24 protein-coding genes and 1 riboswitch are annotated in these 21,330 nt (G+C 37.3%); of the genes, 12 read left to right on the top strand and 12 right to left on the bottom strand.

The annotated features are described in order from the left end of the window. The first annotated feature begins 18 nt into the window (after window positions 1-18). Complete coding sequence (locus BK580_RS24100; RefSeq protein WP_328589039.1) at window positions 19-150, top strand: RAxF-45 family protein; 132 nt, start codon at window positions 19-21, stop codon at window positions 148-150. A gap of 140 nt (window positions 151-290) precedes the next feature. Beyond that, window positions 291-2,174, top strand: a complete 1,884-nt coding sequence (gene abc-f / locus BK580_RS05215) for a ribosomal protection-like ABC-F family protein (RefSeq protein ID WP_078379312.1) — start codon at window positions 291-293, stop codon at window positions 2,172-2,174. A 216-nt stretch (window positions 2,175-2,390) separates the two neighbouring features. On the opposite strand, the gene metK is transcribed toward abc-f, so the two are convergent. Beyond that, a complete protein-coding gene (gene metK, locus BK580_RS05210; protein ID WP_078379311.1) occupies window positions 2,391-3,590 on the bottom strand; it encodes a methionine adenosyltransferase in 1,200 nt (399 codons plus the stop codon). Window positions 3,591-3,766: 176 nt separating this feature from the next. Then, a riboswitch (SAM riboswitch) is annotated at window positions 3,767-3,940 on the bottom strand. Window positions 3,941-4,205: 265 nt separating this feature from the next. Between metK and pckA the strand changes: the two genes are divergently transcribed. Beyond that, the gene (gene pckA / locus BK580_RS05205; protein WP_078382644.1) at window positions 4,206-5,792 is read left to right on the top strand and encodes a phosphoenolpyruvate carboxykinase (ATP); all 1,587 of its coding nucleotides are present in this window, start codon (window positions 4,206-4,208) and stop codon (window positions 5,790-5,792) included. 229 nt (window positions 5,793-6,021) lie between these two features. Here the strand turns inward: pckA and BK580_RS05200 are convergent, their stop codons facing one another. Continuing rightward, the gene (locus BK580_RS05200) at window positions 6,022-6,753 is read right to left on the bottom strand and encodes an alpha/beta hydrolase family protein (RefSeq protein ID WP_408055255.1); all 732 of its coding nucleotides are present in this window, start codon (window positions 6,751-6,753) and stop codon (window positions 6,022-6,024) included. Between the two features lie 272 nt (window positions 6,754-7,025). Here BK580_RS05200 and BK580_RS05195 point away from each other — a divergent pair, with 272 nt between their 5' ends. From BK580_RS05195 to BK580_RS05185, 3 genes are read left to right on the top strand one after another with little or no spacing between them, the layout of a single operon-like run. Further along, on the top strand, window positions 7,026-8,021 hold the full coding sequence (locus BK580_RS05195) for an ABC transporter substrate-binding protein (protein WP_078379309.1): 996 nt from the start codon (window positions 7,026-7,028) through the stop codon (window positions 8,019-8,021). A gap of 11 nt (window positions 8,022-8,032) precedes the next feature. Beyond that, the gene (locus BK580_RS05190; RefSeq protein WP_078379308.1) at window positions 8,033-8,812 is read left to right on the top strand and encodes an ABC transporter ATP-binding protein; all 780 of its coding nucleotides are present in this window, start codon (window positions 8,033-8,035) and stop codon (window positions 8,810-8,812) included. Beyond that, complete coding sequence (locus BK580_RS05185; RefSeq protein WP_078379307.1) at window positions 8,790-9,596, top strand: ABC transporter permease; 807 nt, start codon at window positions 8,790-8,792, stop codon at window positions 9,594-9,596. Before BK580_RS05190 ends, BK580_RS05185 begins: the two co-directional genes overlap by 23 nt. A 31-nt stretch (window positions 9,597-9,627) precedes the next feature. Here the strand turns inward: BK580_RS05185 and ytkD are convergent, their stop codons facing one another. The 3 genes from ytkD to BK580_RS05170 all read right to left on the bottom strand — a co-directional run bounded on the left by ytkD (window position 9,628) and on the right by BK580_RS05170 (window position 11,008). Next, window positions 9,628-10,101, bottom strand: a complete 474-nt coding sequence (gene ytkD, locus BK580_RS05180; protein ID WP_078379306.1) for an RNA deprotection pyrophosphohydrolase — start codon at window positions 10,099-10,101, stop codon at window positions 9,628-9,630. A gap of 112 nt (window positions 10,102-10,213) precedes the next feature. Continuing rightward, window positions 10,214-10,543 (bottom strand): hydrolase, encoded by a 330-nt coding sequence (locus tag BK580_RS05175; protein ID WP_078382643.1) that lies wholly within the window; start codon window positions 10,541-10,543, stop codon window positions 10,214-10,216. Between the two features lie 66 nt (window positions 10,544-10,609). Then, window positions 10,610-11,008, bottom strand: coding sequence for a phage holin family protein (locus BK580_RS05170; protein WP_078379305.1), 399 nt, complete (start codon window positions 11,006-11,008; stop codon window positions 10,610-10,612). Between the two features lie 142 nt (window positions 11,009-11,150). Between BK580_RS05170 and BK580_RS05165 the strand changes: the two genes are divergently transcribed. After that, the gene (locus BK580_RS05165) at window positions 11,151-11,417 is read left to right on the top strand and encodes a DUF6154 family protein (RefSeq protein WP_139364842.1); all 267 of its coding nucleotides are present in this window, start codon (window positions 11,151-11,153) and stop codon (window positions 11,415-11,417) included. A gap of 86 nt (window positions 11,418-11,503) precedes the next feature. Here the strand turns inward: BK580_RS05165 and BK580_RS05160 are convergent, their stop codons facing one another. Beyond that, a complete protein-coding gene (locus BK580_RS05160) occupies window positions 11,504-11,944 on the bottom strand; it encodes a Dps family protein (RefSeq protein ID WP_078379303.1) in 441 nt (146 codons plus the stop codon). A gap of 459 nt (window positions 11,945-12,403) precedes the next feature. Here BK580_RS05160 and ytzI point away from each other — a divergent pair, with 459 nt between their 5' ends. Further along, window positions 12,404-12,568, top strand: coding sequence for a YtzI protein (gene ytzI / locus BK580_RS05155; protein WP_078379302.1), 165 nt, complete (start codon window positions 12,404-12,406; stop codon window positions 12,566-12,568). Between the two features lie 111 nt (window positions 12,569-12,679). On the opposite strand, the gene BK580_RS05150 is transcribed toward ytzI, so the two are convergent. From BK580_RS05150 to BK580_RS05140, 3 genes are all read right to left on the bottom strand, one after another. Further along, window positions 12,680-13,654 carry a TIGR03943 family putative permease subunit gene (locus tag BK580_RS05150; RefSeq protein ID WP_078379301.1) on the bottom strand — a complete coding sequence of 325 codons (975 nt, stop codon included), beginning with the start codon at window positions 13,652-13,654 and terminating at the stop codon, window positions 12,680-12,682. Between the two features lie 17 nt (window positions 13,655-13,671). Next, complete coding sequence (locus tag BK580_RS05145; RefSeq protein ID WP_078379300.1) at window positions 13,672-14,679, bottom strand: permease; 1,008 nt, start codon at window positions 14,677-14,679, stop codon at window positions 13,672-13,674. Between the two features lie 194 nt (window positions 14,680-14,873). Then, a complete protein-coding gene (locus BK580_RS05140; RefSeq protein WP_078379299.1) occupies window positions 14,874-15,347 on the bottom strand; it encodes an S-ribosylhomocysteine lyase in 474 nt (157 codons plus the stop codon). A 140-nt stretch (window positions 15,348-15,487) separates the two neighbouring features. On the opposite strand from BK580_RS05140, the gene yidD reads away from it, so the two are divergent. Next, window positions 15,488-15,715, top strand: coding sequence for a membrane protein insertion efficiency factor YidD (gene yidD / locus BK580_RS05135; RefSeq protein WP_078379298.1), 228 nt, complete (start codon window positions 15,488-15,490; stop codon window positions 15,713-15,715). Here yidD and BK580_RS05130 read toward each other — a convergent pair. After that, window positions 15,712-16,278, bottom strand: a complete 567-nt coding sequence (locus tag BK580_RS05130) for a beta-class carbonic anhydrase (protein WP_078379297.1) — start codon at window positions 16,276-16,278, stop codon at window positions 15,712-15,714. The two genes, yidD and BK580_RS05130, sit on opposite strands and share 4 nt — an antisense overlap. A gap of 161 nt (window positions 16,279-16,439) precedes the next feature. On the opposite strand from BK580_RS05130, the gene BK580_RS05125 reads away from it, so the two are divergent. Both BK580_RS05125 and BK580_RS05120 read left to right on the top strand, forming a co-directional pair. After that, a complete protein-coding gene (locus tag BK580_RS05125) occupies window positions 16,440-17,621 on the top strand; it encodes a GTP-binding protein (protein WP_078379296.1) in 1,182 nt (393 codons plus the stop codon). 93 nt (window positions 17,622-17,714) lie between these two features. After that, the gene (locus BK580_RS05120; RefSeq protein WP_078379295.1) at window positions 17,715-18,899 is read left to right on the top strand and encodes a metal ABC transporter solute-binding protein, Zn/Mn family; all 1,185 of its coding nucleotides are present in this window, start codon (window positions 17,715-17,717) and stop codon (window positions 18,897-18,899) included. Window positions 18,900-19,066: 167 nt separating this feature from the next. On the opposite strand, the gene BK580_RS05115 is transcribed toward BK580_RS05120, so the two are convergent. Together BK580_RS05115 and BK580_RS05110 are read right to left on the bottom strand one after the other, a co-directional pair. Further along, complete coding sequence (locus BK580_RS05115; protein ID WP_078379294.1) at window positions 19,067-20,029, bottom strand: CobW family GTP-binding protein; 963 nt, start codon at window positions 20,027-20,029, stop codon at window positions 19,067-19,069. Between the two features lie 655 nt (window positions 20,030-20,684). Further along, window positions 20,685-20,963, bottom strand: a complete 279-nt coding sequence (locus BK580_RS05110) for a DUF2325 domain-containing protein (RefSeq protein ID WP_078379293.1) — start codon at window positions 20,961-20,963, stop codon at window positions 20,685-20,687. 196 nt (window positions 20,964-21,159) lie between these two features. On the opposite strand from BK580_RS05110, the gene BK580_RS05105 reads away from it, so the two are divergent. Next, the gene (locus BK580_RS05105; protein WP_078379292.1) at window positions 21,160-21,321 is read left to right on the top strand and encodes a DUF1540 domain-containing protein; all 162 of its coding nucleotides are present in this window, start codon (window positions 21,160-21,162) and stop codon (window positions 21,319-21,321) included. Window positions 21,322-21,330 lie beyond the last annotated feature (9 nt).

Genomic DNA, 21,330 nt, shown 5'->3' with positions numbered 1-21,330 from the left:
CGGAAGGAGGGAAATGAGATGTTATTATCTGTAAAGATTCGCGCGCAATATTTGTCTTATTTACATATATGCCGTGCGATTTTTCATGATTCAGTTGTTAACGGGATTCGTCTGTCCTTTTTTAAACAACTGAATACATGTTACAGATAGTAAGAGACTCTATACCCTCTGCTCGCGATATTTATATTGCGTTCTTAAATGATTTATTTTTGAAACCATGGGATAAGAAGCTTTTTCTTACTCATGGTTTTTTTGTGTCCAAAAAAAGAAACGTTAAGGAGATATTTCAAATGATGATTTGTACGATAAATGATGTAAGTAAAAGTTTTGCAGGAACAAAAATTTTCGAGAACCTTTCTCTAGAAATTGTAGAAAACGACCGAATTGGTCTTGTTGGAAGGAATGGCAGCGGCAAAACGACAATTTTTCAACTAATAAGCGGAAAAGAAGCAACAGACCAAGGCGCCATTCATATTAAAAAAGGCGCAAAAATTGGATATCTATCACAAATTCCGACGTATTCAGAAGGAACAACGGGTGAAGATGTATTGCAATCCGCATTTTCTGAAGCTATCAAAGTCCAAGAAAAATTAAGGGCACTTGAATTACAAATGACCGAGGTAAAAGAAGATCGTGTGTTACAAAAAATAATGGAGGAATACGGTATTCTTCAAGAACAATTTACTTTTATGGGTGGATACGAACTAGAAGCTTCCATTCAAAAAATTGCAAATGGCTTAAAAATTACCCATCTTTTAGCTCAGAAATTTTCTAGCTTAAGTGGTGGAGAACAAACAAAAATCTGTCTTGGCTTTATTTTATTACAAACCCCTGATTTACTTTTATTAGATGAACCGACCAACCATCTCGATATTTATGCTGTGGAATGGCTCGAGCAATTTTTACGAGAATACGATGGAACGGTTATCGTTATATCTCATGATCGCTATTTTTTAGACGAGGTAGCCACTAAAATCATTGATCTTGAAGATGGAGAAACTCATGTCTACCACACGAATTACAGTGGTTTTCTCAAAGAAAAGGAAGAGCGACTATTACTAGAATTCGCCGTCTTTCAAGAACAACAAAAAAAGATCAAAAAGATGAAGGAAACAATTAAGCGCTTGAAGGAATGGGCAAACCAAAGTAATCCTCCAAATGCCGGACTACATCGTCGAGCAAAAAGTATGGAAAAAGCATTAGATCGAATGGAAAAAGTAAAGCGACCTATTTTAGAACGAAAAGCAATGGGCTTACAATTCGAAGGAAGCGATCGAAGTGGAAAGAACGTAATTAGTATCGAAGGCTTAACGAAAACCTTTCATAACAGAGAGTTGTTCGATGAAATTGATGTAGCACTATTTTTTCAAGAGCGAGTAGCGATTGTCGGGCAAAATGGTACAGGAAAAACAACTTTATTAAAAATAATTTTAGGTGAGGAAACAGCAGATTCTGGTCAAGTGAAAGTTGGAAGCAATGTAAACATCGGCTATTTATCCCAACATATTCAGGCTAGTTCTCCAAAACAAACGTTAATTGATGCATTTCGCGAACATGTAACAATTACTCAGGAGCAAGCCAGACACGTCCTTGCCAAATTTCTTTTTTATGGTGCTTCTGTTTTTAAAAAGGTGGAAAATTTAAGTGGTGGAGAAAAAATGAGACTTCGCTTGGCACAATTGATGCATCAGGATATCAATTTGTTGATCCTAGATGAGCCGACCAACCATTTAGACATTGATTCTAGAGAGGTTTTAGAAGAAGCGTTAGAGGATTTCAATGGTACAATTTTAACTGTTTCGCATGATCGTTATTTCTTAAATAAATATTTCCATAAGACATGTTGGATTGAAAATAACAAGTTAATTACTTATAACGGAAATTATCAATATGCAAGGGAAAAGCGAAAAGAGCTGGAGAAAAATAATGAAGCCGAGAAGCCCAAAGACAAGAAGGTGCACTCTCCAGTAAAGCAGATAAATAACAAAACTAACTCCATTAAACCTGATACTATCGAGGCGAAACTTGAAGAAATCGAACAAGCAATCTATGATCTTGAGATACAAATGGAGCATGAGAAGGATTTAGTAGCCCTTCAACAGCTTCAGGATGAGTGGAAGCTAATGGAAACAGAAAGGTCTTCTCTCTATGAATTGTTAGAGGATGTGCTGTAGTTTTCATGTAATTGAAGATTAAAAATGAAAGCAGGCGTGTTTTTTACCGTCTGCTTCTTTTTAATTGAAACGCTCATTTTCAGTAAATTTCAACCGCCTCTGGCTACTACCTTTTCAAGAAAATCTCCTTCCATGAACGTAAGCTCTACCATCAAACTAAAAAAACTGTCCAACGATCAGAAGATGAAACTTCTGACATTGAACAGTCCTTAAATATTACGCGTTCGCTTGTTCTTTTAACGTTTCTGCTTTATCTGTTTGCTCCCAAGGAAGATCAAGATCATTACGGCCGAAGTGACCATAAGCAGCAGTTTGCTTGTAGATTGGGCGACGTAGGTCAAGCATTTTGATAATTCCAGCTGGACGTAGGTCGAAGTTGTTACGAACTAATTCTACTAATTTTTCTTCAGAAACTTTACCAGTTTCAAACGTATCAACTGCGATAGAAACAGGTTGTGCAACTCCAATTGCATATGCTAATTGAACTTCACATTTGTCTGCTAAACCACTTGCTACAATGTTTTTCGCAACATAACGAGCTGCATAAGCTCCAGAACGGTCTACTTTTGTAGCGTCCTTACCTGAGAATGCTCCACCACCGTGACGAGCATATCCGCCGTACGTATCAACGATGATTTTACGGCCTGTTAAACCTGCATCCCCTTGAGGTCCACCAATTACGAAGCGGCCTGTTGGGTTGATGAAATATTTCGTGTTTTCGTCAATAAGTTCTTGTGGAACTACTGGCTTGATAACATATTCTTTCACATTACGTTGAATTTGCTCTAACGTAACTTCTGGGTGATGTTGAGTAGAAATAACGATTGTATCAATACGAACAGGTTGATCGTTTTCATCATATTCCACTGTTACTTGTGTTTTTCCATCTGGACGTAAGTATGGAAGGATTTCATCTTTTCTCACTTCTGTTAAACGACGAGAAAGCTTGTGAGCTAATGAAATAGGTAATGGCATTAACTCTTTTGTTTCGTTGCAAGCGAATCCGAACATTAGACCTTGGTCTCCTGCACCGATTGCATCGATTTCTGCATCTGTCATTTTTCCTTCACGTGCTTCTAATGCTTGGTCAACACCCATTGCGATGTCAGCTGATTGCTCATCGATAGAAGTTAAAACCGCACACGTTTCCGCATCAAAACCATATTTCGCACGAGTATAGCCAATTCCTTGGATTGTTTCACGAACGATTTTTGGGATATCTACATACGTAGAAGTGGTAATTTCTCCAGCAACTAATACTAATCCAGTTGTTACAGAAGTTTCACAAGCTACACGAGCATTTGGATCATTTGCTAAAATTGCATCTAAAATAGAGTCAGAAATTTGGTCACAAATTTTATCCGGGTGTCCCTCAGTAACGGATTCAGAAGTAAATAAACGACGTTGTTTGGTCATTTTGAAAAAGTTCCTCCTTTTGTTTATGAAAAAACAAGTGTTTCTTCATAGATAACAGTTCTATTTGATACGGATCTCATTTCCTGTTGTTATGTTCTTTGTTATTTTGTGTCAAAATATAAAAAACCTTTCCATAAAGTTGAGGAAAGGTTTGGTTTCAACGTTTAAGCCTTTCACTCTTATCGGTCAAGGTCAAGCCTTGCTCAGGTTTAGCACCTTTTCTCAAGGTAGTACAAGTTACAAATGTAGTTGTACCAAAAATAAAAGCGACGCTATATGCGTTCGCAATCCCCTTTGAGCAGGTTGCTGGGTTTCATAGGGCCTGTCCCTCCACCAGCTCGGAATAAGAGTATCCGTTCAAGGTTCTATATTAGCGTAATAAAAGCTTTATTGTCAACAAAAAAGGACAAAATAATCGACAAAAAGCAACAGATAAATCTCTTCCTTATTATATGGATGTTTTGGAAAGAAAATAAGCCCTAATTCCACAAAATGTTAACGCTTTTCCACTTTATTTCATAAAATAAGCTAATTAGTATGGACTATTCATTTAAATGTGTTATACTTTTTAACAGATGAGAAATTAATATACAAGTTGAAGGAGAGTTATCCATGATGAAAACGGTTGGTATTGATAATGGTTTAACGAAATTAATTTACGGAAGCAACACGCACATGCAACTATCTGTTCCTCAATTAGTGGAAAAAATCTTAAACCGTAATGAAGGCAGCCTAACATCTACTGGTGCTGTAGTTGCTACAACTGGAAAATATACGGGTCGCTCCCCTAAAGATAAATTTATTGTAGAAGAAGATGTTTCACAAGATAAAATTGACTGGGGAAGTGTAAATCGCCCCATCTCAGAAGATGTATTTGATCGTTTATATGAGAAAGTTCTAACATACTTAGAAAATAAAGATGAGCTATTTGTATTCAAAGGATTTGCTGGAGCGGATGAAAAATATCAATTACCAATCCAAGTAATCAATGAATTTGCATGGCACAACCTTTTTGCACACCAATTATTTATTCGTCCTAACGACGAACAGCTTGCCAAGCATGAAACCGCATTCAGTGTTGTGTCTGCACCAAGCTTCAAAGCAGATCCTGCAATTGATGGAACAAATTCCGAAGCATTTATCATTATCTCATTTAAAAAGCGTGTTGTCCTAATCGGTGGTACCGAATACGCAGGAGAAATGAAAAAATCGATTTTCTCTGTGATGAACTATTTGCTTCCTGAAAACGGTATTATGCCAATGCACTGCTCTGCAAACGTTGGTCGTGAAGGTGATGTTGCCTTATTCTTCGGTTTATCCGGCACAGGAAAGACTACATTATCAGCAGATCCAAATAGAAAACTAATTGGTGATGATGAGCATGGTTGGTCTAATACAGGTGTATTTAATATCGAAGGCGGATGCTATGCAAAATGTATTAACCTGTCCTATGAAAAAGAACCACAAATTTTTGATGCTATTCGCTTTGGTTCTGTCTTAGAAAATGTGGTAATTGATGGACAATCTAGAATCGCAGACTACGATATTTCTACTTTAACAGAAAACACTCGTGCCGCATACCCATTAGATGCGATGGATAATATCGTTCAGCCAAGTATCGCTGGTCATCCAACAACAATTGTTTTCTTAACAGCAGATGCTACTGGGGTATTACCTCCAATCTCTAAATTATCTAAAGAACAAGCAATGTTCCACTTCTTAAGTGGCTACACAAGTAAATTAGCAGGTACAGAGCGTGGTATTACATCTCCACAAACCACTTTCTCTACTTGCTTTGGATCACCTTTCTTGCCACTTCCTGCTACAACTTACGCAGAAATGCTTGGAACAAAGATTGATGAGCATAATGTTCAAGTTTACCTTGTGAACACAGGCTGGACTGGTGGAGAATACGGTGTTGGAAGCCGTATGAAGCTTTCTTACACAAGAGCTATGGTTCAAGCAGCACTTGAAGGAGAACTAATCCATGTGGAAACAGCAAAAGATCCATACTTTGGCGTTGATGTACCACTTCATGTTCCAGGTGTACCTGATGAAGTGCTTCAACCAAAGAAAGCTTGGCAGGATGAAGCAAAATATGACCAATTCGCTCGTGAGTTAGCTCATAAATTCAAAGAGAACTTCAAAAAGTTTAAAAATGTACCAGAAGAAGTATTACATCAAGGTGGACCAACTGTATAAATAAACAAAAGTGCTAAACTCTTCCTGAGTTTAGCACTTTTTGTGGTTAATGATTGAATCTGTTAATTTATCTTCGCGCTTTCGACTAGTATAGGGCTGGTAATGGTAGCCATTCGTCCGAAACTGCGGTGCATTCGTCCATTTCTGAATCGCATTCGTCTGAAATTGCGGTGCATTCGTCCGAATTCACGGCGCATTCGTCCAAATCCCCAAACGGTACAAGCCCCCCCTACTCAGGATTCTCCGCCCGCTGCTTCATCCAACATGTCAATCGCTCCACTAGCCTCCGATTTTCCTTTGGTGGAAAATAGTGAGTAAACTCTGGGAAATACCAGCTTTCTACATATTTTCCCAACTCCTTCGCTCTATTTTCCAAGCGATAGGAATGTTCAACTGACACATTATTATCCTTTTCTCCATGAATAATGAGGAGTGGAGCCTTTAGCCTTTCAAGCTCGTATAAGGGAGTCCTCCATTCATAACGCTCTGGAACTTTACTAGGGGTCCCTCCGATTACACGTTTCATCATGCGTCTTAAGTCGACCCGCTCCTCATAGGTTAAGAACATATCAGATACCCCTCCCCAGCTTACAACCGAGCAAGTATGTGGAAACTGAACACCAGCCATCAGCGCCATCACGCCTCCTCTAGAGAAACCAAAGACATGAATTCGGTTTTTCTTCACCTTCGCATACTGCTCAAGCAGACAAAAAGCAGAAAATGCATCCTCGCGATCATCACCAGCAAAATCTTCATTCCCCTCTCCACCCTGGTTTCCACGGTAAAAAGGTGCCATAACGATAAATCCCTCGGAAGCAAATTGCACGATTCGCCCCACTCGAACTTGTCCAACATTTTTAATTCCGCCTCTTAAATAAAGAAAACCATCATAGTTCCCTTCTACTTGAGGTTCCGCAAGTAGTCCTTTCACCTTAAGCCCACCACTATAATAAGTAACCATAAACACAGAAACATGTGGGCTAGGTGAAGGATAGCGGACTTTCTCAATAATCGAACCGTTTTTCAATTTTTTGCCTCCTTTTTACCCACTAGGCATTCACACATATTTAGCCCAAATCATACTTTATTTTATGAGAAGTGTGCAAGCGCAACATTGTAAAGCAGCTAACCAAAGAAAATCTCCTCAGAAGTCAGGAGAAAACCTTGTAGAGATAAGCGCTGGCCCTAGAAGTAAGTAAATTAATCTATTGGTGAGAACCTGAGGAGGTTAACATGAAACTTTATAAAATCACCCTAAGTATTGGATTGTGCCTAATTTTGATTGCTTCATTAGTTGCTTGTGGAGGCGCTAAGAAAGATACGATACGGATTTCAGAAGTAACTCGTTCTATCTTTTATGCTCCCCAATATGTAGCACTTGAAAAAGGATTTTTTGAAGAAGAAGGACTCGATGTCACTTTAACCACGGCATGGGGCGGTGATAAAACGATGACGACTTTGCTAGCTGATGGGGCAGAAGTGGCACTCGTTGGTTCAGAAACATCGATTTATGTCTATGCCCAAGGTTCAAATGATCCAATAATCAATTTTGCGCAATTAACTCAAACTGACGGTACGTTCTTAGTAGCAAGGGAAAACTTAGAGAATTTTTCTTGGGATGATTTAAAGGGAAGTACCTTTTTAGGTCAACGTAAAGGCGGTATGCCACAAATGGCTGGCGAATTTGTCCTAAAAAAACATGGTATTAACCCACAATCTGATTTGAACTTAATTCAAAATGTTGATTTCGCAAATATCCCTAGTGCTTTTGCTTCTGGCACTGGAGAATTCGTTCAACTTTTCGAACCACAAGCAAGTATCTTTGAAGAAGAAGGCATTGGTCATATTGTGGCGTCATTTGGAGAGGAATCTGGTTTGATCCCTTACACTACTTTTATGGCAAAAGAGAGCTACATTAAAGAAAATAGTGAAGCAATTGAAAAATTCACCCGTGCTTTATATAAAGCACAACAATGGGTCGACACGCATACTGCCAAAGAAATTGCCGAAGTCATTCTCCCCTATTTTGACGATACGACTGTTGAATTAATCGAAACAGTAGTGGATCGTTATAAGAGCCAAGGTTCGTTTGCAACAGACCCTGTACTTGATCACGCTGAATGGGAGAACTTACAAAATATTATGGAAGAAGCCGGAGAGCTACCACAATATGTGGAGCATGAAACATTAGTAAATACAACCATTGCCGAAGAGGTAATGGGAGAATAGGATGAAGATCCATGAGCTTTTTAACAATCAATCAAATCGAACATATTTACTTTACACCTGACCGAGCCACAAAGGTATTAGAAGACATTTCCATTAATATTGAGGAAGGGGAGTTTATCTCCTTTCTCGGCCCTAGTGGGTGTGGGAAAACAACCTTACTTTCTATCATTGCCGGTCTCTTGCAACCAACAGATGGAAGCATTCTTTTGCAGGGGAAACGACCGAAAGACTGCGTTTCTGAAATCGGCTATATGCTCCAGCAGGATTATCTATTCCCTTGGAAAACGATTGAAGATAATAGCTTAATAGGACTAAGAATATCAAATAAGTTGAATCAAGCTACTAAGAAGAAGGCCCTTCAGCTTTTAAATGAAATGGATCTACATGAGGTGGAAAAACTTTATCCATCCCAGCTTTCAGGGGGAATGCGTCAACGTGTTGCGCTTGTTCGTACCCTTGCAACTGACCCGCTATTACTTCTTCTAGATGAACCATTCTCGGCCTTAGATTATCAGACCAAACTAAAGCTTGAAGATTTGGTGTTTAGTACCCTGAAATCGTTTCATAAGACAGCATTACTCGTTACCCATGATATTGGAGAGGCAATCGCGATGAGTGACCGAATTTTTCTTTTAAAAGCTAATCCTGGCCGAATTGCCAAAACCTTTAATGTTCCTAATGAACTAAGAGAGAGTATCCCTTTTGAGGCAAGACAGCATCCTCTCTTTCCTTCGTTGTTCCAAAAAATCTGGAAGGAGTTGGAGCAACTTGAAGAATCAAACGAACATTAACCTCCTCCATTCAGACTATTTACGAAAAAGAAAAAAAGGAAAGCTTCAAGTTCGATTTTACCAACTCATTATTTTTGTTGTTTTCTTTACATTTTGGGAACTTGCCGGTAAAAACAGTTGGATTAACCCGCTGTTGTTTAGTTATCCAAGTAAGATATGGAATCTTTTTATCGATAAAATCCAAGATGGTTCCCTATACGCCCATATCGGTATTACTGTAACAGAAACGATTTTCGGCTTTATACTGGGGACATTGATTGGTACGATTATTGCTGCTATCTTATGGTGGTCCCCTTTGACCTCCAGGGTCTTAGAGCCCTATTTAGTCATTCTAAACGCGATGCCAAAAGTGGCCCTTGGTCCCATTCTTATTGTGGCAATTGGACCTAATATGGGCTCTATAATTGTGATGGGAGCGATCATCTCCGTTATTATTACGACGATCGTTGTATACACTGCATTTAAAGAAGTAGATGAAAATTATTTAAAGGTATTGCGAACATTCGGAGCATCACGAGGACAGCTTTTTTCTCAGGCAGTGCTCCCAGCCTCCTACCCTACAATCATATCTACATTAAAAGTAAATGTAGGGCTTTCTTGGGTTGGAGTTATCGTAGGAGAATTTCTTGTTTCTTCAAAAGGATTGGGCTATATGATTATCTATGGTTTCCAAGTCTTTAACTTCACGCTCGTCTTACTCAGTTTGCTAATTATCGCGGTATTTGCGACGATTATGTATCAACTTGTAGATTTGTTAGAGAAAAAGCTTGTGAAACATTCATAATGTGTGACAAACATAAAAAAGAGCAGCTCCATTAAAAAGAGTTGCTCTCCATTATTTTCTGCATGCTATAAGTTAGCACAGAGTCCTTCATGATAAAACTAAAACGATGATCTTTTCTTATGTTTGCCGGAAGTTGTTTCAGGAGAACGGGACCATTTGTCTCAAAATAAGTAGATTGTTTTTCCACTTTATCAATAAGGGCAAAATACACATTTTTGATAATGATCTTTTCTCTTCCTTCAACTTTGTACTGGCCTATGTAATGCAATTTGGAAACATGTCCACCAGTTTCTTCTTTTACTTCTCGAGCTGCCGCTTGTTCAGCACTCTCTCCTATTTCTACTTTGCCTCCTGGAAATTCAAGGCCGCGATTTTTGTGGCTAGTGAGCAACCACTGATCCTCAAATTTACAAATGACCCAAACGTGTTTAGGCTCTTTGGAATAAGGATGGTCTTTAAAGGATAACATCACTTTATTATGATAAATGTCTTCAAACTGATACATACTATCGAAACTCCAATATCTCTTTTTTCTTCTCCATCTTATCATAGTAGCATCGAAATTGTGAGAGTCAAGTATCCTAAAAGAGACCATCATTTGCAATAAAACTAATTTTTCACTCGAATCGATCCTCTAATAGCCCCTGATTTTTAATATGGGCTTTAGTTTCTTCATCTCCAAGCTCATACAGCATTTTAAATACTTGTTGTAGTCCATTATCATAACCATCATTTGGACGATCAAAGTGATATTCCACATAAGGAATATGTGAACGCCAAAAACTTTGCCAATCGGATGAATAATTTTGATCGAATAGCTCTCTTAGCTGAGTAATTTCTTCATCTGTTGCTTGAATTTGATAATTCCAAGAAGCAGCTGATTTTACCTGCGATATATTTCCATCTGCTAATGAAATGTAATATGTTTTTCGTTCCATCGCCTTCATCCTTTCTAGCATCATTCTCTTATTTTTGCTCCGGATGCTCTGCTTTATTCCAGATGCTGAAAGTTATTATAGATTAGACTTCTTTTTCACCGTATCAATTAATTTTTTTAAAATTTCAGGAATTGGAACGCCCATTCTATTCGCATTTTCCATAATTGAAATGAATTCATTCACTAGATAAAAAAGAATCGTAACATCCTTTATCACGGTCGTACCTAAGATAATATCTAAAACATGCGCAATACTAACAAGGGCAAAGATAAATATTTTTTGTGCAATTCCCTTAAAGCCTACTCTGCTAGACAGTTTCTTCTCTACAAAAGCTGCTAGGATTCCTGTTACATAATCCACTACTACAAAGGCAATGAGAAAAAGTAGCAACATACTAAATCCGCCATACAAAAAGGAAGCAACGGATCCTAGAAATGAAACAGTTCCTACATAAATGGCTGTGTACTTGTCCATTGTTAACCTCCTTCAATTAAGTTTTTATACACTAGTTTATGTAGCAGTCGTTTACTTGTGAGAGTCGATTTGACCTTTTTTGCATGAAGCAAAAAAGTTAGAAGAAACTAGGGGAAGGATACTTTTAGTTGAGGTGATTACTTTGAGATCATTAGAAGAGTTCGTAGGTAAATATCAAAAGAAACTATTAAGAGATGATGAGGATATCGATGCAGTAGCATATTCTATCGTTAAAGGCTTTACAAGAGAACAGTGTCTTGATTTGTTGAAGGAGCTTTCAGACGAAGAACTTCATCAAATTGTCGCTTTATTTGTGATGGATCAGGTGAAAGAATTTTTGATCAGGTTTGATGAGGATGATGAAAGAAGTGAACATGAATTTAGTAAAGATCCTAAGCTTTTGCATTAGAGTGAGCAAAAAATATAGGTATTCAAAAATATTAAAGCCCAATGATTAGGGGATTTCCCTTCACATCGGGCTTGAAATTTCATTAATCATTTCCCTAAGTATGCATGTAGCATCCAATTATGCTTTTCCACACTTTGGTGAATAGCTAACAACATATCTCCAGTCGTTTCGTCTCCAGCTTGATCGGCGACTTCCATTCCTTCTTTTAACTCTTCAATAAGAGTGGAAAAATCACTTGCAATTGATTGGACCATTTGCTGAGCGGTCTCTTTACCTTCCGCCTCATTTATGGTAGAGATTTCTAAGATTTCTTTCATTGTACCCACAGGCGTTCCATCAATAGCAAGAAGTCGTTCTGCTAACTCATCAATATGAGTTGCTGCTTCATTATAAAACGCTTCGAATTTTTCGTGGAGCGTAAAGAATTCAGGTCCTTTCACAAACCAATGGTAGTTATGTAATTTAATAAATAAGACACTCCAGTTTGCTACTTGCTTGTTGACTACATCTGTTAATTGATTAGACATACCTCTTCCTCCTCTAAAACGATACGTACTCATTAATTTTTTACCCCATTTAGGTTCCCCTTAAACAGTTAATCTATCCTTAGAATTACTTTTTCCATAAGAATAATCATGTTAAAATAGGAAAAGCAGCTCTCACTATGGTTCATTTCTTATTAATTTACTCTATTAAACGCCGCTGATGATTTCCGCGAAAGTCTCCGCTTTCCGCGGGCGGGTATGGAGCCTCCTCGGCATAAAGCGCCTGCGGGGTCTCCCTAACTCCGCTTCTCCCGCAGGAGTCTACGACTTTCGCTCCAATCCTCAGCTAGGTATAGTAAAAAATTATAATTAAATTAGCTTTATTTGAGCCTATTTTGATTAACGCCTTTGGAATAATATAAACTATTCTCTTTAATTAAGAAACAATGAAACACAACCAAAATTACGGAAAAATTCATTATATAAGGAGTTCTCTAAATCATGACAACCATACTTATTATTTGCGTCATTATCGTACTTGTCGTTCTTCTCTTAACCCTATTAACAACAAACAAAGCCTACAACTACGAGCACAAAATTGATCCTCTAGACGACCAAGCACAAGAAACCCAAAACAGCGAGGAAAAAAAAACTAATAAAAAATGATCTATTTGGTGCCAGACCCCAGCAGGAATTTCCCCATACATGTCGAAACCCAAAGCGGGCCGTCCTTCTCGGATGGCCCGCTTTGGGTTTTCTACTAATATATCAAGCTATTTAATAATATTCATATATATATGGGGTTTCTGGCTGTTCGACTTTCTCTAAGCTTTCTATTTCCACGTAAGGTAAGGTCCAGCCATTGTATTCTGTTATTGTTAAGGTTCCAGAAACTTTTACCCATTCATCATTTTGCAGGTCACTTGCACCTTCTATTGTTGATAAAGTCCCATATACAGAGGCATCAGCAACACAACATGACAATCCAAATCGGGCTACAACAAATTGGTCGTCCGTGAAATCAGCCTCGCGATAAACAAATCCAACCATTTCAATTTTCTTCCCGACAAATTCATGTATACTCATGTCAATGATATTCATAATCGGAATATATTTTTCGTCATCCACCATAATAGTATCACTCTTTTTGAGCTCCGCTTTTATCTCTTCATAATAGCCTTCTGGTGGCGCTTGTACTTCAAAGCCTTCAGGATGTTCGAGTGGTGCATCCGCTAGTTTTTCATCGATTGTTTGTTGGCCACTTGACTCCATATATTTCTCTGGATCTTTTAAGTATTCATCAGCTAAAGAGGTGTCACCTGTCCCTTCAGTGGTGCCATCAAAAGCCCCCGCTTGCTGCCGTTCTTCCACTATTTGCTTTGAGTTCGTGAATCCTCGCTTATCAATAATCGAGCTGTCTAAGATATTGTCAGGAAACATGAACCCCGTTACAACAGGCAATACAAAAATAGAATAGATTACAATAGATTGTATTGGTGTCGAAGAATCGCCATGATCAAAGCCACAGTTACACACTAACTCTTCTTTATTTTTCGATCCACTTCTCCAAATTTGGATAATCCCTAGCAAAAACAAGGTTCCAGCAGCAAAGTACATAAAAGGCATCATCCGCGGGGCAATGAAGTTCGCAATATCCCCCGTAACTATAAGCTTAAAGAATAGTAGGGTAAAGCCTAATAAGATAATTCCGCGTAAATAAATATGGAACCCATAATCTCGTTTATTTTCCATTCTATCTCATCCTCTCTTTACAACACTAGCTGCTGGAAAATAAGGATTGCTGCAAATACAACAATAGTGACTACAGCCATAAACACTAATACGAATTTCGTACGGAAATAGGCAAATAGCAGAAACACATTTTTCAAATCCAGCATTGGTCCATAAACTAAAAAGGCTAGTATTGATCCGGTCGTAAATGTTGATCCAAAGGATGCCGCAACAAATGCATCTGCTTCCGAGCATAAAGACAATACAAAAGCAAATGCCATCATAACAGCTGGTGATAATACATCATTTGACCCAAGTGCAACAAGAACGCTGCGGTCTAAGAATGTTTGAAATAAGCTAGCGATAAAAGCACCCATAATTAAATATTTTCCCATATCAAAAAATTCATCACTTGCATGGTAAAATGTTGATTTCCATTTATTCGTTGGTCCTGTTTGCTCTAAAGTAGGATCTAATTTACCTTGCAACTCATTTTTGGTCCAACGAAGTTGATTTTTATTATCAAATAGTAGAAGCATCAATAATCCAATCACAATACAAAGAATGAATGCCAGACCAAATCTTCCATAAAGTATCGTTGGATCTCCGTTAAATGCGTAAAAAGTAGAAGCAAATACCACTGGATTTAAAATAGGTGCTCCAACTAGGAATACTACACCAACATGCAAAGGCATCCCTTTTTTTATCAAGCGGCGTACCACTGGAATAATCGCACATTCACAAATAGGGAATATTGCTCCTAATATGGCCGCAGGAATGATTGCAGCAATAGCATTTTTCGGTAAGAATTTCTTAATTTTCTCTTCTGACACAAACGTTTGAATAAGGGCAGAAGCAAATACACCAAGTAGTATAAAAGGTACCGCTTCAATAACGATACTTAAAAAGATAGTATTTACATTTAGCCAAGAGCTTGGTATTTTATCAGAGAGTTCATTCATATCCATAAAAAAGAATAAATAGAGGAAAAACCCAATTAATGCAAGCCCGATAATATCTTTCAGTAGATTATTGCTTGTCCTCATTTTTCGACTCCTAACATTTTATCTATTTGATATTATATCATAGGACTCTTTGAAACTTTTATCCTTGTTGTTAGCAATATATGTCTTTCTATTAAAAGTATGATAGAAAACAAAAAAGAGCCCACTGAAAACCATAAAAAAACAGACCTATTCGCTTTATACGAATAAATCTGTTTTGCACTATTTTTTTACTATTATCCAAAGACCTTTTGCAGGTCTTCTTTACTTTGCTCTAACCAGAAACGCATTAAACGCTTTGCACCTTCTAAATCATGCAACTTTGCTTGACCACATTGTTTTTCATTAGATGCAGGAATTTCTTCAATTTCTACTGCATCCTTTAATGTAGCTTCCATCAAATCAATGATTTCCTCAACAGTTGGCTCTCCACTTACTACTAAATAGTAACCAGTCTGGCAACCCATTGGCGAAATATCAATGATATCAAAATGATCGTATTTTTCAGCATGAGCGCGGATATTAAAAGCCAAAAGATGCTCAAGTGTGTGAATCGCATCAGGCTTCATTGCTTGTTTGTTTGGTTGACAAAAACGAATATCGAATTTATTTACAACACCATCTGTCCCAACTTTGTGAACTCCACAATGGCGGACATAAGGAGCTTTTACTGCATTATGATCTAAATCAAAGCTTTCTACTGAAGGCATGTAAGACACTCTCCCTTATTAAAAAGATAAACCTATTATATCATACATCTAATTCCAATTAAATTCATCTGTTTTATAAGAATTAGTTAAATTTTCCGTTTTAAACATTTTCCATTATAATTTATGTGAGGTGACATTATATGAAACATTTATTCCTTTTGATCATACGTTTTTACCAAAAAGTCATCTCTCCCTTAAAACCACCAACTTGCCGCTTTTATCCGACTTGTTCCCATTATGGGATGGAAGCAATTGGACGCTTTGGTGCAATTAAAGGAGGGTGGCTCACAATAAAAAGGATTTTGAAGTGCCATCCGTTCCATCCCGGTGGATTTGACCACGTTCCTGAAAAGAAAAAAAAGGATTAATTTCCTTCGTACCCGTTCACAATAACGTCTAATTTTCCTGTGTTAGGATCTACCACCAATCCATGCACAGGGACTCCTTCTGGCATTAATGGATGCTTTGTAATCATCGCTACACTTTCTCGAACACTTTCCTCCACACTATTAAACCCTTTCAAAAAGCTCTTTATATCAATACCAGCATATTTTAAGTCATCAATCGTTTCTTTTAATACGCCTCTATCCTCCATTTTTGCTCGCAAGGATTCATAATTAATTTTCCCCATCCCACAGTCATGATGCCCTACTACTAACACCTCGTCCGCATTTAGTTCAAATACAGCAACTAAAATACTTCTCATGATACTACCAAAAGGGTGAGAAACAATCGCCCCGGCATTTTTTACATTTTTCATATCTCCATGCTTTACATTCATCGCGCTAGGTAAAAGATCAATTAGTCTTGTATCCATACATGATAAAACCACTAATTTTTTGTTAGGAAACTTGGTGGTTTGGAATTGTACATACTCTTCCTTTTCTACAAATAACTTATTATGCTCTAATATTTGATCTAGTAATTTCATCATGTTACCTTCCTTCTGCAATAAATTTTCATTTTCCTACTCCTTTCAATATGACAAAGAATTTTAAATCTGACAACAAAATAGGTTGTTTTTTTTGAAAGTTTCTTGTAGTATAAAATTTAAATCGTAATAATTACGTTTTAAAAGAAAGGAAGTACATAATGGCAAAAGTCCCAGTAACCGTTATTAGTGGTTTTCTAGGCGCAGGGAAAACGACCTTGCTCCATCATATTTTATCTAATAGAGATGGTTTAAAAGTGGCAGTAATTGTTAACGATATGAGCGAAGTCAATATCGACTCAACACTTATCCAACAAGGTGGTTTTTCTCGAACCGAAGAAAGGCTCGTAGAAATGCAAAATGGTTGCATTTGTTGTACATTGCGAGAAGATTTATTGAAAGAAGTAGACCGCTTAGTAGATGCTGGAGATATTGATTATATTGTCATCGAGTCCTCTGGAATAAGCGAGCCAATCCCCGTTGCACAAACCTTTACTTATTTAGATGAGGAATTCGGGATTGACTTAACAAAAAAATGTAGACTAGATGCTATGATTACCGTTGTGGATGGATTCAATTTTTTTGATGACTATCAATCTGGAGAAAGTTTATTAGATCGCAAAGAAGGAACAGATGAACATGATAAGAGAGAAATAGCTGACTTACTCATCGACCAAATAGAATTTGCGGATATTTTACTACTCAATAAAACAGATTTATTAGAACCCGAGCACATCCAAGAACTACTTGCCTTCTTTCGAAAAATCAATTCACGAGCGAAGCTAATTCCAACTACTAGAAGCAAAGTAGATTTGCATTCTATTTTACATACAAATCTATTTGACTTTGAAAAAGCTAGTCAAGGAGCTGGATGGATCAAAGAGTTAAACGAAGAACATATCCCCGAAACTGAAGAATACGGTATCTCGTCCTTTGTTTACAGACGTCGAAAGCCATTCCACCCAGAACGCCTTATGAACTGGCTGGAAAATTGGCCAGATAATGTTATTCGAGCAAAAGGCTTCTTTTGGCTAGCGACAAGAAATAATATGGCTGGTTTAATTTCTCAAGCCGGCGCATCTATTATGATACAAGGCGCTGGTGAATGGGTTGCTACTTATAATGAAACCGACCGAATCCAAACATTAAAAGAAGAGCCGGATCTTATGAAAAAATGGGATAAAATATACGGCGATAGAATGACAGAATTAGTATTCATTGGAGTAGAATTAGAACAACAATTAATTGAACACTCTTTAGATACCTGCTTATTAACCGAAGCAGAAATGCAGGAAGATTGGAATAGCTTATCCGATCCTATTCCCGCTTTCATTGTAGAGTAAATATAAAAAATAATTAATCTTTTATCTTCTAGTTCTCAAATCGTAACAATTACGATATAATGTTCAAGGATAATCGATTGAGAGGAGAACAACATGAAAATTAAACCATTACTGTTCATTTTCGTACTAATATTATTTACATTTCTAGTAGGATGTAATTCGAATAATCAAACCTCAGAGGAAAATGGGAAACTAACCATATATACGACAATCTTTCCTCTTGAGGATTTTACAAAAAAATTGGGTGGTGACCATATTACAGTAATATCAGTCTACCCACCTGGTGCTGACGCTCACACTTTTGAACCATCTACCAAGACTATGAGTGAGATGGCTTCTGCCGACGCATTTATTTACACTGGTGTCGGAGCAGAAGGCTTTGCTGATAAAGCAAAAAATGTACTTGAAACAGAAAACGTGAAAATTGTTGCAGCTGGAAATGGTATTAAATTACTAAATGAAGAAGATCACGATCATGAGCATGATGAGGACGCACATGAGGAAGATCACGATCACGAACATGCTGAGGACGCACATGAGGAAGATCATGATCACGAACATGGTGAGGACGCACATGAGGAAGATCATGATCACGAACATGGTGAGGACGCACATGAGGAAGATCATGATCACGAACATGGTGAGGACGCACACGAGGAAGATCATGATCACGAACATGGTGAGGACGCACATGAAGAAGATCACGAACATGGTAAGGACGCACATGAAGATGGGCACGATGATCATACCCATACTGATGGAGACCCACATGTATGGCTAGATCCCACACTTGCAGTAGTGCTTGCTGAGAATATTAAGAATGCATTAATAGAATTAAAACCTGAGGCAACAGAAGATTTTGAGAAGAACTTTACTTCCCTAAAAGAAGAACTCGAAAAATTAGATGCAGAATACAAGGAAACAATTGAATCTGCAGAAACAAATAAAATATTAGTTTCCCATGCTGCATATGGTTATTGGGAGAAACAGTATGGGCTTGAACAGATTAGTGTAACAGGCTTATCTCCAACTCAAGAACCATCACAAAAGCAACTGACAAAAATTATAGAAACAGCTAAATCAAATAACATTCAGTACGTCATTTTTGATCAAAATATTAGCGGTAAAATTGCTGATGTCGTGAAAAATGAAATTAAGGCAGAGGCATTAACTTTACACAATTTAGAAGCAGTAACAGATAATGACATCGCCAAGGATGCGGACTATTTTAGCTTAATGCGTCAAAATCTAGAGACATTGAAGAAGGCATTAAATTAATTTTCTAAGATCGAGAATTTTTTATTTGGAGCAGGTGGGCGAATCCACCTGTTTCTTTTTTTATATCCGATTTTTAATATTTAAACAAGAAAAAACTACCCCATTGCCAGTTACACACCGACTCTGAGATAGCTCCCCTATCACCTATATCATCCATAAGATTTACTTTACTCCACTAATGCTTGATAAAATTTTTCGATTTTATCCTCTTCTAGCTTGTTCCCGATTAAGATAATACTTGGAGTAATCTTATCTATTTTACTAGTTAATTCATTTAGTACGAGACTATTACCAGCATACTGAAATTCAAAAAAACCTGGAGACTCATCTAATCGAATGATTCCTTTTGCCCGCACAACGTGCCTAGAAAGCTTTTTTAACTGTCTTTCTAATTCTTCTCGATTAACTGGCTGCTCCATTTTAACCTTTGTCGCCTCTATGTGGTGATGATGGTGGTGGTGATGCCCATGCTCACTTCCACTTGTCTCTTCCTTAGAATGATGCAATTCTCTGATATGCACCCTCTTTTCAAGCAATAGCTCTAGCGGTACCTCACCATAACTTGTTCTATATATAGGTATATGATCCTCTAATTCATCCGCTAGTTTTGTTTCTACTTTATTTAATTGCTTTTCTGAAACTAAATCAATCTTATTTAACACAAGAAGATTGGCAGAAGTAACTTGTTCTTTCAACAAAGCTCTTATTTCTTTTGAACTGTTAAAAAAACTTTGATACTCTAGATAGTGACTTGCGTCAACAAGGCTAATCATAGTTTGTAAATCGTAGTAATCCATATATAATGGATCGAGGAGAACATCCTTAATTTCTAATGGATTCGCAACCCCTGTACCTTCAATAAGTAAAACATCCATCTCTTCGTTTTTATATAAATCAAGCGTTGACTTTAAATCTTCCTGAATGGTACAGCAGATGCAGCCATTTAATAATTCGACCACTTTTTGTCCTTCAAAAAGATGATTTTCTACATTTTCGTCCCCTAGTTCATTCAAAATAATACCAGGCTTTTTCCCATTATTCTTAAAGTAATTAATCATATGTAAAAGAATGGTTGTTTTGCCACTTCCTAAAAATCCACTAATCACATATACCGGCACTTTTTTCTTCATGAAAAGCCCTCCTATCGTTTAGTCTTCCCTATCTATTACCCATTATAAAGGTGTGATAAAAGGAATGAAAATATACACTTCTCTCAAATCGTAATTATTACGATTTTAATTATATAACTATCTCTATGTTCTATCAAGTACACCTATTCCATCTTCATCATCATTTGTCTTTTTTGATAGGAGAATTACTGATTGTAAAATCTAAGAAGTAAAGTGAGGAGTGGAAATTCCTTGAGGCGCTATTAATCATGGTGTCGATTCGATATGAGGTTAGTTGGATATTTAACTGGGAGATAGATTACTTTATGTGGCTATTCACCTCTGCTGAAATGTAAGTTGTAACCGAAATTACGCTCGTTTTACCTGATAAAAAAAGGGCTGGACTGGCTTGCCAAGACTTGCTATTGTGTCGGCTTTTATACAATATTCGCTAGCTAGTTACGCATACGGGAGAGTTCAATTACCGTATATCATACACTCAAATGTGACCACACAGAATGAGTTTACCGATCCAGCTTCCTTTCGAGCACTATTCGTCTCTTACATTATCGCCTATATCATTTTGTTCCAATGTACTTTGGTGCTTGTTCATAAAGGACGACCGCTACATTTAAAAATAAACATTAAGATCAAGAGTTAGCTTTTTCTATTTTCTCTAAACTTTACTTAATACCTGCTGAATCGAGCTCCATGAGCGTTTACAGTAATACACTGGCTTGTTACATTCTTTGGCCTTTTGTTTTATCACCTTTGCTAAATTATGATTTATGTAATCGGTCATCACTAAAATCAAATCCACATGATCTGGAATGGAACGCTTTACCACCTGTACCTTTCTTCCATCTACATGCACAATATCCTCAAATCCGTACGTTTTTAATTTATCATGAATATTTCCTAAATGATCTGCACCTACTACCATTAACGATGTCATTTTTATCATTCCTTTCTAGTTTAATTGAGAACGATTCTCTCTTATACTCTCTATAATAGTTGAGAATGATTCTCTTTGTCAATAAAATATAAAATTATTCATGATTTATTTACTTTTTTTGAAAAATAAGCATGGAAAAATGACGAAAGGACAAAATATAGATGTTTCGTATGTACAAAAGGAGGAGGAAAAAACGATGGCAAAAGATGTAGAAGTACTATGTGAAGTAGAGAACTGTAACTACTGGGGTCAAGGAAATCGCTGCAATGCAGATGCTATCTATGTGGTAAGTCATAAAGGGAATACCGCACACGATAGCAAAGATACAGACTGTAAAACCTTCGAGCCCTCCCATTAAGCTGAGTAG

The organism is Sutcliffiella halmapala, assembly GCF_002019665.1.
Classification (GTDB): domain Bacteria; phylum Bacillota; class Bacilli; order Bacillales; family Bacillaceae_I; genus Sutcliffiella_A; species Sutcliffiella_A halmapala.
Note: the sequence above shows the minus strand (reverse complement) of the source record. Positions and strands in the feature narration are given on the sequence as shown.

What these genes read in the sequence shown, in the direction of transcription:
- BK580_RS24100 (WP_328589039.1), top strand. Translation starts at nt 19, where the DNA reads ATGTTATTATCTGTAAAGATTCGCGCGCAATATTTGTCTTATTTACAT.
- abc-f (WP_078379312.1), top strand. Translation starts at nt 291, where the DNA reads ATGATGATTTGTACGATAAATGATGTAAGTAAAAGTTTTGCAGGAACA.
- metK (WP_078379311.1), bottom strand. Translation starts at nt 3,590, where the DNA reads ATGACCAAACAACGTCGTTTATTTACTTCTGAATCCGTTACTGAGGGA.
- pckA (WP_078382644.1), top strand. Translation starts at nt 4,206, where the DNA reads ATGAAAACGGTTGGTATTGATAATGGTTTAACGAAATTAATTTACGGA.
- BK580_RS05200 (WP_408055255.1), bottom strand. Translation starts at nt 6,753, where the DNA reads ATGGTTACTTATTATAGTGGTGGGCTTAAGGTGAAAGGACTACTTGCG.
- BK580_RS05195 (WP_078379309.1), top strand. Translation starts at nt 7,026, where the DNA reads ATGAAACTTTATAAAATCACCCTAAGTATTGGATTGTGCCTAATTTTG.
- BK580_RS05190 (WP_078379308.1), top strand. Translation starts at nt 8,033, where the DNA reads ATGAGCTTTTTAACAATCAATCAAATCGAACATATTTACTTTACACCT.
- ytkD (WP_078379306.1), bottom strand. Translation starts at nt 10,101, where the DNA reads ATGTATCAGTTTGAAGACATTTATCATAATAAAGTGATGTTATCCTTT.
- BK580_RS05175 (WP_078382643.1), bottom strand. Translation starts at nt 10,543, where the DNA reads ATGAAGGCGATGGAACGAAAAACATATTACATTTCATTAGCAGATGGA.
- BK580_RS05170 (WP_078379305.1), bottom strand. Translation starts at nt 11,008, where the DNA reads ATGGACAAGTACACAGCCATTTATGTAGGAACTGTTTCATTTCTAGGA.
- BK580_RS05160 (WP_078379303.1), bottom strand. Translation starts at nt 11,944, where the DNA reads ATGTCTAATCAATTAACAGATGTAGTCAACAAGCAAGTAGCAAACTGG.
- ytzI (WP_078379302.1), top strand. Translation starts at nt 12,404, where the DNA reads ATGACAACCATACTTATTATTTGCGTCATTATCGTACTTGTCGTTCTT.
- BK580_RS05150 (WP_078379301.1), bottom strand. Translation starts at nt 13,654, where the DNA reads ATGGAAAATAAACGAGATTATGGGTTCCATATTTATTTACGCGGAATT.
- BK580_RS05145 (WP_078379300.1), bottom strand. Translation starts at nt 14,679, where the DNA reads ATGAGGACAAGCAATAATCTACTGAAAGATATTATCGGGCTTGCATTA.
- BK580_RS05140 (WP_078379299.1), bottom strand. Translation starts at nt 15,347, where the DNA reads ATGCCTTCAGTAGAAAGCTTTGATTTAGATCATAATGCAGTAAAAGCT.
- yidD (WP_078379298.1), top strand. Translation starts at nt 15,488, where the DNA reads ATGAAACATTTATTCCTTTTGATCATACGTTTTTACCAAAAAGTCATC.
- BK580_RS05130 (WP_078379297.1), bottom strand. Translation starts at nt 16,278, where the DNA reads ATGAAATTACTAGATCAAATATTAGAGCATAATAAGTTATTTGTAGAA.
- BK580_RS05125 (WP_078379296.1), top strand. Translation starts at nt 16,440, where the DNA reads ATGGCAAAAGTCCCAGTAACCGTTATTAGTGGTTTTCTAGGCGCAGGG.
- BK580_RS05120 (WP_078379295.1), top strand. Translation starts at nt 17,715, where the DNA reads ATGAAAATTAAACCATTACTGTTCATTTTCGTACTAATATTATTTACA.
- BK580_RS05115 (WP_078379294.1), bottom strand. Translation starts at nt 20,029, where the DNA reads ATGAAGAAAAAAGTGCCGGTATATGTGATTAGTGGATTTTTAGGAAGT.
- BK580_RS05110 (WP_078379293.1), bottom strand. Translation starts at nt 20,963, where the DNA reads ATGACATCGTTAATGGTAGTAGGTGCAGATCATTTAGGAAATATTCAT.
- BK580_RS05105 (WP_078379292.1), top strand. Translation starts at nt 21,160, where the DNA reads ATGGCAAAAGATGTAGAAGTACTATGTGAAGTAGAGAACTGTAACTAC.